The 12,592-nt window shown below is 69.0% G+C and carries 12 protein-coding genes and 1 riboswitch; of the genes, 5 read left to right on the top strand and 7 right to left on the bottom strand.

From position 1 onward, the window contains the following. The first annotated feature begins 10 nt into the window (after nt 1-10). Together ACFYV5_RS09190 and def are read left to right on the top strand one after the other, a co-directional pair. Nucleotides 11-991 (top strand): hypothetical protein, encoded by a 981-nt coding sequence (locus tag ACFYV5_RS09190; RefSeq protein ID WP_215065589.1) that lies wholly within the window; start codon nt 11-13, stop codon nt 989-991. 60 nt (nt 992-1,051) lie between these two features. Further along, a complete protein-coding gene (gene def, locus ACFYV5_RS09185) occupies nt 1,052-1,681 on the top strand; it encodes a peptide deformylase (protein ID WP_355108232.1) in 630 nt (209 codons plus the stop codon). Here the strand turns inward: def and ACFYV5_RS09180 are convergent. The 7 genes from ACFYV5_RS09180 to ACFYV5_RS09150 all read right to left on the bottom strand — a co-directional run bounded on the left by ACFYV5_RS09180 (nt 1,629) and on the right by ACFYV5_RS09150 (nt 9,064). Continuing rightward, on the bottom strand, nt 1,629-2,036 hold the full coding sequence (locus ACFYV5_RS09180) for a DUF2809 domain-containing protein (RefSeq protein WP_389166160.1): 408 nt from the start codon (nt 2,034-2,036) through the stop codon (nt 1,629-1,631). The genes def and ACFYV5_RS09180 overlap by 53 nt on opposite strands. Next, nucleotides 2,037-3,047 (bottom strand): ribonucleotide-diphosphate reductase subunit beta, encoded by a 1,011-nt coding sequence (locus ACFYV5_RS09175; protein WP_355108228.1) that lies wholly within the window; start codon nt 3,045-3,047, stop codon nt 2,037-2,039. After that, on the bottom strand, nt 3,047-5,416 hold the full coding sequence (locus ACFYV5_RS09170) for a ribonucleoside-diphosphate reductase subunit alpha (RefSeq protein WP_389166156.1): 2,370 nt from the start codon (nt 5,414-5,416) through the stop codon (nt 3,047-3,049). The genes ACFYV5_RS09175 and ACFYV5_RS09170 overlap by 1 nt, the downstream gene beginning before the upstream one ends. 147 nt (nt 5,417-5,563) lie before the next feature. Then, nucleotides 5,564-5,642: riboswitch (cobalamin riboswitch) on the bottom strand. A gap of 78 nt (nt 5,643-5,720) precedes the next feature. Next, complete coding sequence (locus ACFYV5_RS09165; RefSeq protein WP_389166153.1) at nt 5,721-6,224, bottom strand: GNAT family N-acetyltransferase; 504 nt, start codon at nt 6,222-6,224, stop codon at nt 5,721-5,723. A gap of 85 nt (nt 6,225-6,309) precedes the next feature. Continuing rightward, a complete protein-coding gene (gene mctP, locus ACFYV5_RS09160) occupies nt 6,310-7,935 on the bottom strand; it encodes a monocarboxylate uptake permease MctP (RefSeq protein WP_389166150.1) in 1,626 nt (541 codons plus the stop codon). Continuing rightward, nucleotides 7,932-8,186: a DUF3311 domain-containing protein gene (locus tag ACFYV5_RS09155; RefSeq protein ID WP_389166146.1), complete on the bottom strand. Its 255-nt coding sequence runs from the start codon at nt 8,184-8,186 to the stop codon at nt 7,932-7,934. Before ACFYV5_RS09155 ends, mctP begins: the two co-directional genes overlap by 4 nt. A 113-nt stretch (nt 8,187-8,299) precedes the next feature. Next, nucleotides 8,300-9,064, bottom strand: a complete 765-nt coding sequence (locus ACFYV5_RS09150) for a GntR family transcriptional regulator (RefSeq protein ID WP_355108376.1) — start codon at nt 9,062-9,064, stop codon at nt 8,300-8,302. Nucleotides 9,065-9,347: 283 nt separating this feature from the next. On the opposite strand from ACFYV5_RS09150, the gene ACFYV5_RS09145 reads away from it, so the two are divergent. From ACFYV5_RS09145 to ACFYV5_RS09135, 3 genes are all read left to right on the top strand, one after another. Beyond that, on the top strand, nt 9,348-10,625 hold the full coding sequence (locus ACFYV5_RS09145) for an extracellular solute-binding protein (RefSeq protein ID WP_389166143.1): 1,278 nt from the start codon (nt 9,348-9,350) through the stop codon (nt 10,623-10,625). Nucleotides 10,626-10,713: 88 nt separating this feature from the next. Then, nucleotides 10,714-11,706, top strand: a complete 993-nt coding sequence (locus tag ACFYV5_RS09140) for a sugar ABC transporter permease (protein ID WP_355108216.1) — start codon at nt 10,714-10,716, stop codon at nt 11,704-11,706. Continuing rightward, complete coding sequence (locus ACFYV5_RS09135) at nt 11,703-12,590, top strand: carbohydrate ABC transporter permease (RefSeq protein WP_389166140.1); 888 nt, start codon at nt 11,703-11,705, stop codon at nt 12,588-12,590. Before ACFYV5_RS09140 ends, ACFYV5_RS09135 begins: the two co-directional genes overlap by 4 nt. The last annotated feature ends 2 nt before the right edge of the window (nt 12,591-12,592 follow it).

The following is a 12,592-nucleotide window of genomic DNA, read 5'->3' as shown; positions in this document are numbered from 1 at the left end:
GGCGGGAATCGTGAGGATCTTCGGGAAGGTACGGCATCGGCCCTCCGCCTCGTGGCGGCAGGCCACCGACCGCGCGTTCACGCTGATCGGCGACGGCCGGTACGAGGACGCGGGCGCGCTGCTGACGCGCGCGGCGGACCTGGAGCCCTGGCTCTCGGAGTCCTGGTTCAACCTGGCGTTGCTGCACAAGTTCCGGCACGACTGGGAGCAGGCGCGAGCCGCCGGGCTGCGCGCCGTCGCGCTGCTCGACAAGGAGACCGGCGCCCCGGATTGGTGGAACGTCGGCATCGCCGCCACCGCACTCCAGGACTGGCCGCTGGCCCGCCGCGCCTGGCAGGCGTACGGGCTGAAGGTGCCCGGGGCCTCCGCCGGCACCGGTGAGCCCGCCGGCATGGAGCTCGGCAGCGCCGCCGTCAGGCTCTCGCCGGAGGGCGAGGCCGAGGTCGTATGGGGCCGCAGGCTCGACCCCGCCCGCATCGAGGTGCTCTCCATCCCGCTGCCGTCCTCCGGCCGGCGCTGGGGCGAGGTCGTCCTCCACGACGGCGTGCCCAACGGCGAGCGGACCACCACCGCAGGCCCCTCGTACCCCGTCTTCGACGAGATCGAGCTGTGGGCCCCGTCGCCCGTCCCCACCTGGGTGGTCCTCCTGGAGGCCGCCACCGAGGCGGACCGCGACGCCCTGGAGCAGCTCGCCGCCGACGCCGGATTCGCCGCCGAGGACTGGTCCTCGTCGGTCCGGCTGCTCTGCCGCGCCTGCTCCGAGTCGACCATGCCCAGCGCCGAGGGCGAGGGCGAGCACCTGGACCCCCACGACCACAGCGAACCGGGTCACCCCGGACCGCTCGGTCACCGCTCGCCCGGCGAGCTCTGGGTCCCCGAGCGGGAGTGCGGCATCGCCGCGCCCGTCGGCCTGGTCCGCGGGCTCCTCGACGGATGGGTCGCGGACAGCCCCGACAGCCGTGAGTGGCGGGATCTCGAAGAAGTCTGCTGACGGCTGCCCGTAGGCTGTACGGGATCGATTACCGGGGTTCTAGGAAGGCGTGCGGCGGACATGGCGCAGCAGGAGACGGACGAGCAGATCAACGACGGCTTCGTCGTGGACACGGAGGACTGTGAGGCGCGCGAGCTCGCCCACCGTGAGCGCGGCACCTCTCGCCCGATCACGGTCGTCGGCAACCCCGTGCTCCACAAGGAGTGCAAGGACGTCACCGAGTTCGACGACTCGCTCGCGGCGCTGATCGACGACATGTTCGCCAGCCAGAAGACGGCCGAGGGCGTGGGCCTGGCGGCCAACCAGATCGGGGTGGACCTCAAGGTCTTCGTCTACGACTGCCCGGACGACGACGGTGTGCGTCACACCGGCTACGTGGTCAACCCGGTCCTGGAGGAGCTCCCGGCCGAGCAGCGCGTCCTTGACGAGTCCAACGAGGGCTGCCTGTCCGTGCCGACCGCGTACGCCGAACTGGCCCGCCCCGACTACGCGGTGGTCCGCGGCCAGGACGCCCAGGGCAACCCGATCAAGGTCCGCGGCACCGGCTACTTCGCGCGCTGCCTCCAGCACGAGACGGACCACCTGTACGGCTACCTGTACATCGACCGGCTCTCCAAGCGCGACCGCAAGGACGCGCTCAGGCAGATGGCCGAGGGAACGCCGCGTTACGAGACCGTTCCCAACGACTGAGCACGGCCCAGCCCGCTCCCGCCCCGACCGCGTACCAGAACAGGTCCGGCGCGTTGAACGACGTACCGAGGACGAGGCGGGCGGGCGTACCGACCACCGCGCGCGTGGCCAGCTCCGCCGGTACGCCGGTGAGCTGGAAGAACTCCACCGCACAGCTGACCCCGAGCGCGACCCCGGCGGCCCACGCGGCCCGGACCCGGGGGGCGATCAGCACCACCAGTGCGAGGACCAGGACGGTGTAGAGCGCGTCCCCCGCGTACGTGGCGACATCGCCCGTCGCCGCGGACCGGATGCCCAGGCCCGCCGCGACGGTGAGCAGGGCGGCGGCGGCCGCCGCCCCTCTCGTACGGATCACTCAGAAGTCCTCGTCGAGGTCCACCGAGCCCTCGACCGCCACCTGGTAGGCGGACGGCCGGCGCTCGAAGAAGTTCGTCAGCTCCTGGACGCCCTGGAGCTCCATGAACGCGAACGGGTTCTCGGAGCCGTAGACCGGGGCGAAGCCCAGGCGCTGGAGGCGCTGGTCGGCGACGCACTGGAGGTACTCGCGCATCGACTCCGTGTTCATGCCGGGCAGGCCCTCGCCACAGAGGTCGCGGCCGAACTGCAGCTCCGCCTCGACGGCCTCCTTCAGCATGTCGGTGACCTGCTGCTGAAGCGCGTCGTCGAAGAGCTCCGGCTCCTCCTTGCGGACGGTGTCCACGACCTCGAAGGCGAAGTTCATGTGCATCGTCTCGTCGCGGAAGACCCAGTTGGTGCCGGTCGCCAGACCGTGCAGCAGACCGCGGGACCGGAACCAGTACACGTAGGCGAAGGCGCCGTAGAAGAACAGGCCCTCGATGCACGCGGCGAAGCAGATCAGGTTGAGCAGGAAGCGGCGGCGGTCGGCCTGGGTCTCCAGGCGGTCGATCTTCTCGACCGAGTCCATCCACCGGAAGCAGAACTGCGCCTTCTCGCGGATCGAGGGGATCTCCTCGACGGCGTCGAACGCGGCGGCGCGGTCGTCCGGGTCGGGGAGGTAGGTGTCGAGCAGCGTCAGATAGAACTGGACGTGCACGGCCTCCTCGAACAGCTGGCGCGAGAGGTAGAGCCGCGCCTCGGGGGAGTTGATGTGCTTGTACAGCGTCAGCACGAGGTTGTTCGACACGATCGAGTCGCCGGTCGCGAAGAACGCGACCAGCCGGCCGATCATGTGCTGCTCACCGGGGGTGAGCTTGGCGAGGTCGGCGACGTCGGAGTGGAGGTCGACCTCCTCCACCGTCCAGGTGTTCTTGATCGCGTCCCGGTAGCGCTCGTAGAAGTCCGGGTAGCGCATCGGACGCAGGGTCAGCTCGAAGCCCGGGTCGAGGAGATTCTTTTCAACGGACATTACTGGCAGGCCTCGCAGGACTCGGGGTTTTCCAGGGAGCAGGCGACCGCGTCTTCCGGGGTCGCCTGTACGGGAATCGGGGTGGCGGCCTGCGCGGCGCGGGCGATGCGGGTCGCCGGGCGGGAGCGCAGGTAGTACGTCGTCTTCAGGCCCTGCTTCCAGGCGTACGCGTACATCGACGACAGCTTGCCGATGGTCGGCGTCTCCAGGAACAGGTTCAGGGACTGCGACTGGTCCAGGAACGGGGTCCGGGCCGCCGCCATGTCGATCAGGCCGCGCTGCGGGATCTCCCACGCCGTCCGGTACAGCTCGCGGACCTCGGCCGGGATCCAGCTGAATCCCTGCACGGAGCCGCTCGCCTCGCGCAGCGCCTCACGGGTCTGCGCGTCCCACACGCCGAGCCTCTTCAGCTCGTCCACGAGGTACGCGTTGACCTGGAGGAACTCACCGCTGAGCGTCTCGCGCTTGAACAGGTTGGAGACCTGCGGCTCGATGCACTCGTACACGCCCGCGATCGAGGCGATGGTCGCCGTCGGCGCGATGGCCAGGAGCAGGCTGTTGCGCATGCCGACCGCGGCGATCCGCTCACGCAGGGCGGCCCAGCGCTCGGGCCAGTTGAGCTCGACGTCGTAGTGATCCGGGTGCAGAACACCGCGCGCCGTCCGGGTCTTCTCCCAGGCCGGGAGCGGGCCGCTGCGCTCGGCGAGGTCGGTGGACGCCTCGTACGCGGCGAGCATGATCCGCTCGGCGATACGCGTCGACAGGGCACGCGCCTCGGGGGAGTCGAAGGGCAGCTTCAGCTGGAAGAAGACGTCCTGGAGACCCATCGCGCCCAGGCCCACCGGGCGCCAGCGGGCGTTGGAGCGCCCGGCCTGCTCGGTCGGGTAGAAGTTGATGTCGACGACCCGGTCGAGGAACGTGACGGCCGTACGGACGGTCGCGTCGAGCCGCTCCCAGTCGATGTCCTGGGTCGTGGTGTCGACGAACGCGCCGAGGTTGACCGATCCCAGGTTGCAGACCGCCGTCTCGCCGTCGTCCGTGACCTCCAGGATCTCCGTGCAGAGGTTGGAGGAGTGGACCGTGTGCCCCGGCTCGGCGGTCTGGTTGGCCGTACGGTTCGAGGCGTCCTTGAACGTCATCCAGCCGTTGCCGGTCTGGGCCAGGGTCCGCATCATCCGGCCGTACAGGTCACGGGCCGGCATGGTCTTGCGGGCCAGGCCCTTCGCCTCGGCGGCGCGGTAGGCGGCGTCGAACTCCTCGCCCCACAGGTCGACCAGCTCGGGCACGTCGGCCGGGGAGAACAGCGACCACTCGCCGTCGGCGTTCACACGGCGCATGAACTCGTCCGGGATCCAGTGCGCGAGGTTCAGGTTGTGCGTACGCCGCTGGTCCTCACCGGTGTTGTCGCGGAGCTCCAGGAACTCCTCGATGTCCGCGTGCCAGGTCTCCAGGTAGACCGCGGCCGCGCCCTTGCGCCGGCCGCCCTGGTTCACCGCGGCGACGGAGGCGTCGAGGGTCTTCAGGAACGGCACGATGCCGTTGGAATGGCCGTTGGTGCCCCGGATCAGCGAACCGCGGGCGCGGATGCGGGAGTACGAGAGCCCGATGCCGCCGGCGTGCTTCGACAGGCGCGCGACCTGGTGGTAGCGGTCGTAGATCGAGTCCAGCTCGTCCAGCGGGGAGTCCAGCAGGTAGCAGGAGGACATCTGCGGGTGGCGGGTGCCGGAGTTGAAGAGCGTGGGGGAGGAGGGCAGGTAGTCGAGCCGGCTCATCAGGCCGTACAGCGCCGCGACCTCGTCCAGCGCGCGGACGCTCTCGTCCTCGGCGAGACCGCAGGCCACGCGCAGCATGAAGTGCTGCGGGGTCTCGATCACCTGGCGGGTGATCGGGTGGCGCAGCAGGTAGCGGGAGTAGAGGGTGCGCAGACCGAAGTAGCCGAAGCGGTCGTCCGCCGTGCGGTCGATCAGGGTGTCGAGCCGCTCGGCGTGCAGGGCGACGAACGCGGCCGTACGGTCGGCGATCAGGCCCTCGTGGTGTCCCACGGCGACCGAGGCGGAGAAGGTGACGGCGCCCTGGCCGGCCGCCTCGTCGGCGATGGTGATCGTCAGGAGCCGGGCGGCGAGCCGGGAGTACGCCGGGTCCTCGGCGATCAGACCGGCGGCCGCCTCCGTGGCCAGTTCGCGCAGTTCGGCCTCGTCCGAACCGGCGTTGCGGCCGCGCAGCGCGGCGGCGGCGACCTTGCCGGGGTCGGTGTCGGGGAGATCGGCGGTGAGGTCGGTCAGGGTCCGCAGAAGCACGGTCCCGGGTCCGTCGCTCTCGTTACCGTCGCTCTCGATCGCTGCGGCCGGATCGGCGGGCGCGATGGTCACGTGGGGGCTCTCCCTCGCTCGGCTCGGGGCCGGCGGGGAGGCGGGCGACGGGCACCCGTACGCAGGGGTGCGCCGCGCCACGGCCCACTCCGCGAGGCCCGGACGTCTGTGGCACCCGGAACGGTCGGACCGGGTGCGCTGTCCACAGGTCTTCGGACTCGGCCGGCGTACAAGCACGCCGAAACCACACCGTTGCGGGACAGTTCCGGATTTCCACCGGATTCCCCTGCGAGGACAGCGAGCATGAGCATACATGTGGGGGGCGCTCCCTGAAGCACCCCCAACATGTTGTGTCGTTGGCGCGTCAGAGCTCCAGGCTGTAGGCCAGCAGGGGGTCCATGTCGGGGATCGGCCGCCAGTCCCGCTCAGGGGCGCGGACGAAGCCCATCCGTTCGTATATCCGGTGCGCGGTGGCCATACCGGACTGGGTGGAGAGCACCATGCGCGGGCAGCCCTCGATCTCCCGCGCCCGCTCCACACAGGCCCGTACGAGCGCCTCGCCGACGCCCCGGCCCCGGGCGTCCTTCGCCACGGCGAGCATCCGGAACTCCGCCTCGCCGTCGCGGGCGATGTCCGCCCACTTCTCGCCCGCCCGGGCGAAGGTCACCCCGCCGAGCACCGTGCCGGCGTGGTCCACCGCCACCAGCACCTCCGCCTCCGCGACCCGCCGGGCCACGTCCCGCAGCAGGTGCAGGTAGTCGTCCTCCTCGCCGAAGTCGAGGTGTCCGTCGTCGAGATAGGCGCGTGCGGTGATGTCGCCGAGGGCCTCGTACTCCTCGGGCCGTACCGCCCTGATGGTGAGATCCATCCCGGCAGTCTGCCTCAGGGGCACGGCGAAGGGCCCGGGATTTTCCTGGCGGAAAACCCGGGCCCCTGCGGTGTGCTTCTCGGTGTCAGTGCGTGTCGGCGGCGAGCTTCGGCATCTCGGTCTGCACGCCCGGGTCGCCCGCGTCCGCCGTGTAGTCCGACGGCGAGGTCTCGTCCACGCCCTCAGGCGCCTTCAGGGCCTTCAGGACGAAGGTCAGGACGACCGTGACGACGACGTTGATGACGAAGGCGGTGAGGCCGATGTAGCCGATCTCCCCGATGCCCGGGATCTCGGCGGACGAGCCGCCGAAGTGCTTCTGGGTCGGGCTGGCCACGCCGTACGCCGCGGCCGTGCCGTACACCATGCCGACGGCCCAGCCGGCGAGCAGCGCCCAGCGGTGGAACCAGCGGGTGAACAGACCGCCGACGAGGGCCGGGAGGGTCTGCAGGATCCAGATGCCGCCGAGCAGCTGGAAGTTGATGGCGACCGTCTTGTCCATGGTGAGGACGAAGGCCAGCGCGCCGACCTTCACCAGGAGCGACACCAGCTTGGACACCTTGGTCTCCTGCTCCGGGGTGGCGTCCGGCTTCAGGAAGTCCTTGTAGATGTTCCGGGTGAAGAGGTTGGCGGCGGCGATCGACATGATCGCGGCGGGCACCAGCGCGCCGATGCCGATGGCGGCGAAGGCGACGCCCGCGAACCAGTCGGGGAACATGTTCTCGAACAGCTGCGGGATGGCGAGCTGACCGTTGGACACCTTCACACCGGCGGCGATCGCCATGAAGCCGAGCAGCGCGAGCAGGCCCAGCATCAGCGAGTACAGCGGCAGGATCGTGGTATTGCGCCGGATCACGTCACGGCTGCGCGAGGAGAGCGTCGCCGTGATCGAGTGCGGGTACATGAAGAGCGCGAGCGCCGAGCCGAGCGCGAGCGTCGCGTAGCCCCACTGGCCCATCTCGCCCGGCACCAGCGAGCCGCGCGGCTTGTCGGTCGCCGGGTTGACCGTCGCGTACGCCTCGCCGGCCTTGGCGAAGATCTCGTCGAAGCCGCCCAGCTTGATCGGGATGTAGATGATCGCCACCGCGATGACGATGTAGATCAGCGTGTCCTTGACGAAGGCGATGAGCGCCGGGGCGCGCAGACCCGAGGAGTAGGTGTACGCCGCGAGGACGCCGAAGGCGATGAGCAGCGGCAGGTCCTTGATGAACCAGTGCGTGTTCTCGCCGCCGCCCACGCCCATCACGTCCAGGACGGCCTGGATGCCGACCAGCTGGAGCGCGATGTACGGCATGGTGGCGAGGATGCCGGTGAGCGCGACCGCGAGCGAGAGGCCCTTGGAGCCGAAGCGGCCGCGGACGAAGTCGGAGGTGGTGACGTAACCGTGCTTGTGCGACACCGACCAGAGGCGGGGCAGGAAGGTGAAGATCAGCGGGTACACGAGGATCGTGTAGGGGACGGCGAAGAAGCCGGCCGCGCCCGCCGCGTAGATGGCCGCCGGGACGGCGACGAAGGTGTACGCGGTGTAGAGGTCGCCGCCGAGCAGGAACCAGGTCACCCAGGTGCCGAACGACCGGCCGCCCAGACCCCATTCGTCGAGGCTGTTCTCGTTCTCGGCCTTGCGCCAGCGCGAGGCGAGGAAGCCCATGACCGTGACGGCCAGGAAGAAGAAGATGAAGACGGCGAGTGCGACGCCGTTCACGCCGTCGTTCACTTCGACGCACCTCCCTTGCGGGAGCGCTGGTCACGCTGCCACAGCGCGTAGGCGACCATGGTGAGCACGGTCGAGATCACGACCCAGGCCATCTGGTACCAGTAGAAGAACGGGATGCCGATGAACGTCGGCTCGACCTTGGCGTACGAGCTCACCCAGAGCATCGCCACGAACGGCGCGATCAGGCAGAGCGCCACCACGACCCGCACGGGTGTGACGGTTGGTTGTCTTCCCTGCGTTTCTTCCGACATACGGCGGAACCGTCCCCTCGGTGATCACCTGTGTAATGCGCAGGAAATCTAGGGGACGGTTCCGCCGTATGGAACCCCTGTCCGGATAACGGACGTACGCTGTGGGGCCTTTGTCAGCCGTTGGGCCGCTTGAGGCGCGCAACGAACTTGTATCGGTCGCCGCGGTACACCGAGCGCACCCATTCGACCGGCTCGCCCTGCGCGTCCAGCGAGTGGCGGGAGAGCATCAGCATCGGCAGGCCCACGTCCGTACCGAGCAGGCCGGCCTCGCGCGGGGTGGCGAGGGAGGTCTCGATGGTCTCCTCGGCCTCGGCCAGGTGCACGTCGTACACCTCGGCGAGCGCCGTGTAGAGCGAGGTGTACTTCACCAGGGAACGGCGCAGTGCCGGGAAGCGCTTGGCCGAGAGGTGCGTGGTCTCGATCGCCATCGGCTCGCCGCTCGCGAGCCGCAGCCGCTCGATCCGCAGCACGCGGCCGCCGGCCGAGATGTCGAGCAGCCCGGCGAGCGTGTCATCGGCGGTGACGTATCCGATGTCCAGCAACTGCGAGGTGGGCTCCAGGCCCTGGGCCCGCATGTCCTCGGTGTACGAGGTGAGCTGGAGCGCCTGCGAGACCTTGGGCTTGGCCACGAACGTGCCCTTGCCCTGGATCCGCTCCAGCCGGCCCTCGACGACCAGCTCCTGCAGGGCCTGGCGCACCGTGGTGCGCGAGGTGTCGAACTCGGCGGCGAGGGTGCGCTCCGGCGGGACCGGTGTGCCGGGCGGCAGGGTCTCCGTCATGTCGAGCAAGTGCCGCTTCAGTCGGTAGTACTTGGGCACGCGCGCGGTGCGGGTGGTGACCCCGCCCTCTTTCTCCGTGCTGCCCGCGTCCGTGGCCATGGCCTGCCTTCCCGACTCCTGTGCTGCTGCCGTCACCGGCTCCTCCGTCTGTCGCGGCTCACATGGTGGCACGGACCGGTCACGGGTCGTCGCCCTCCCTCAGGTGTCGGTCCGATAACGGACGCGACTGCCCTTCTTATACACCCTTGACACCCCTAAAGGTCTAGGCCAAGCTCCGGGTACTGGTCTAAACCATTAAAGACCAGGTCCCAGCCCCACGAGCACTACTCGACGTATGTCTTCGCGCGGTGGGGGGGTTGCAGGCATCCCTGAGGAGGGTGGCGTGAAGCGCAAGCTCATCGCGGCGATCGGCGTCGCGGGCATCATGGTCGGCATCGCCGCGTGCGGTTCGGACAAGAGCGGGGACAACGCCGGCGGAGACGCCAAGGAGCTCACCGTCTGGCTGACGGTCGACGCCCAGAACAACTGGCCCGAGCTGGTCAAGGCCGCCGACGACGCGGTGACCAAGAAGCACCCGGGCGTCAAGATCAAGCACGAGTACTACGGCTGGCCGGACAAGAACACCAAGCTCGACGCGGTGCTCGCCACGGACAAGGCCCCGGACGTTGTCGAGATGGGCAACTCCGAGATGATCAGCTACATGGCGAAGGGTGCCTTCGCCGAGGTCGACGCCTCGAAGTTCGAGAACTCCGACCAGTGGCTCGACGCCCTCAAGGACTCGGTCACCTACAACGGCAAGACCTACGGCGTCCCCTACTACGCCGGTGGCCGCGTGGGCACCTGGCGCAAGGACATCGCCGCCGAGGCGGGCGTCAAGGCCGCCCCGAAGACCTGGGCCGAGCTGACCGCCGCGCTCGACGCGATCCAGAAGAAGAAGGGCGCCAAGTTCAGCGCCTGGTACCAGCCGTCGCCGGACTGGTACGCCGCGATGTCCTTCGTCTTCGACGCGGGCGGCTCCATCGCCAAGCAGGACGGCGAGACCTGGAAGGCGAACCTGTCCTCGCCGGAGTCCGTCAAGGGCCTGACCGAGTACAAGAACATCCTCGACAAGTACATGCACGGCGACAAGACCAAGGACGAGGCCGACCGTCCGGTCGTCTTCGGCCAGGGCAACGCCGCCGCGATGTTCGCCGCCGGCTGGGAGGGCGCCACCGCGGCCGACCCGAAGACCGACAAGGTCGGCGGGCTGAAGGACAAGCTCGAGAACTTCGTGATGCCCGGCCCGTCCGGCAAGAACCTGCCGGTCTTCCTGGGCGGCTCCGACCTGGCCATCCCGGTCAAGTCCAAGGCGCAGGGCCTCGCGGCCGACTGGATCGCCGCCTACACCGGCACCGAGGGCCAGAAGGGCCTCGTCGCCAAGGGCAACCTGCCCAACAACAAGGCAGCCCTCGCCCCGCTGAAGGCCGACCCGGCCACCACGGTCGCGGCCACGGCCGCCGAGTCCAGCTGGTTCGTCCCGACCGCTCCGGGCTGGGGCCAGGTCGAGAAGGCCCAGATCCTCAAGACGATGCTGATCGAGATCGCCAACGGCAAGAAGTCGGTCGAGGCCGCCGCCAAGGACGCGGACGCCGCGATGGACAAGGTCATCAACACCAAGTGACCTAGGAGCAGGGCCCCTTCAGCCTCGAAAAAGGGGCTCAGGGGGCCCTGCTTCCCGTATCACGAGAGGGATCGCTGAGGAGCACGGGATGAGTGCCGCAGACACAACCACCGCGAAGGTGCCGCCGGTGCGGCAATCGCCACCATCCGGCCCGCGGGCCGGTGCCCCGAAGCCGGGGAAGAAGCCCACCAACGGCGGAGGCGGGATCCCCTGGCTCCTGCTCGCGCCGTGCCTGCTCGTCCTGCTCCTGGTGCTCGGCTATCCGCTCGTGCGCCTGGTCACCCTCTCCTTCCAGCACTTCGGACAGCCGCAGCTCTGGGGCTTCCAGGAGGCGGAGTCGGCCGGCTTCGCCAACTTCACCAAGATCCTCTCCGACGGCGAGTTCTGGGCCGTGGTCCTGCGGACGGTGCTCTTCGCCGGCGGCGCGGTGATCCTCACCATGGTCCTCGGCATGATGATCGCGCTGCTGCTGCAGAAGGTCTCCGGCTGGGTCAAGGCCCTCATCAACATCGTCCTCGTGGCGAGCTGGGGCATGCCCATCATCGTCGCAACCGCCATCTTCAAATGGCTCTTCGACGCCGACTACGGCGTGCTCAACTGGCTGCTGAGCAGGCTGCCCGGGGTCGACATGATCGGCCACAACTGGTTCGCCAGCGGCCCGCAGGGCCTCGCCGTCATCATGCTGCTCGTCGTCTGGGGCGCCGTGCCCTTCGTCGTCATCACCCTGAGCGCCGGCCTCACCCAGGTCCCCAAGGAGCTCGAAGAGGCCGCCCGCCTCGACGGCGCCGGAGCCTGGGGCGTCTTCCGCTTCGTCACCCTGCCCATCCTCAAGCCGATCATCGTCATGCTGACGACGCTCTCGGTCATCTGGGACATGGGCGTCTTCCCGCAGGTCTACGTGATGCGCAACGGCCACCCCGAGGCGGAGTTCCAGCTCCTCACCACGTACTCGTTCGACAAGGCGTTCGTCGTCAACGACTACGGCACCGGCTCCGCGATCGCGCTCGTCACGGTCGTCCTGCTGCTCGGAGTGGTCGCCGTGTACATGCGTCAGATGCTCAAGATCGGAGAGGTGGAGTGACCACGACCACCGCGGCCCCGGCCCCCGCCCCGGCCCCCACCGTCACCCGGCCCCCCGTCACCCGCCGCCGCTCGACCAAGCTCGGCTGGAACCTGATCGGGCTCCTCGTCTTCGTCGTCGTCGGCTTCCCCGTCTACTGGATGGTGAACACGGCCTTCAAGCCGGCCAAGGACGCCATCGACCCGAACCCGCACTTCTTCCCCTCCACCTTCACGCTGGAGAACTTCAAGCGTGCGCTGGATATCGCGGACTTCTGGGGACCGGTCACGCGCAGCCTGATCGTCTCGTCGGTGGTCGTCGTCATCGGCATCGTGGTCGGCATGCTGGCGGCGCTCGCCATCTCGCGCTTCGCCTTCCGCGGCCGCAAGGTCGTGATCGTCGGCATCCTCGCCGTCCAGATGGTCCCGCTCGTCGCGATGATCATCCCGGTCTTCCTGATGCTCAACGACCTGGGCCAGTACGACAGGATCAGCGGCCTGATCATCACCTACCTGACCTTCATCCTCCCCTTCACGGTGTGGACGCTGCGCGGTTTCATCGTCAACATCCCCAAGGAGCTGGAGGAGGCCGCGCAGGTCGACGGCTGCACCCGCACCGGCGCGTTCGTCCGGGTCGTCTTCCCGCTGCTCGCCCCGGGCATGGTCGCCACCTCCGTCTACGGCTTCATCCAGGCGTGGAACGAGTACCTGTACGCGCTGATGCTGATGAGCCAGCAGAACCAGACGGCCACCGTCTGGCTCGGCAACTTCATCACGAAGAACGGCACGGAGTACGCCCCGATGATGGCGGGCTCCACCATGATGGCCGTCCCCATCGTGATCCTCTTCCTCCTCGTCCAGCGCAAGATGGCCGCCGGCCTGACGGCCGGCGCGGTGAAGGGATAACG

Source organism: Streptomyces sp. NPDC003035 (assembly GCF_042888285.1).
GTDB lineage: Bacteria > Actinomycetota > Actinomycetes > Streptomycetales > Streptomycetaceae > Streptomyces.
The sequence above is the reverse complement of the archived record's forward strand: the minus strand, read 5'-3'. Positions and strand labels throughout refer to the sequence as shown.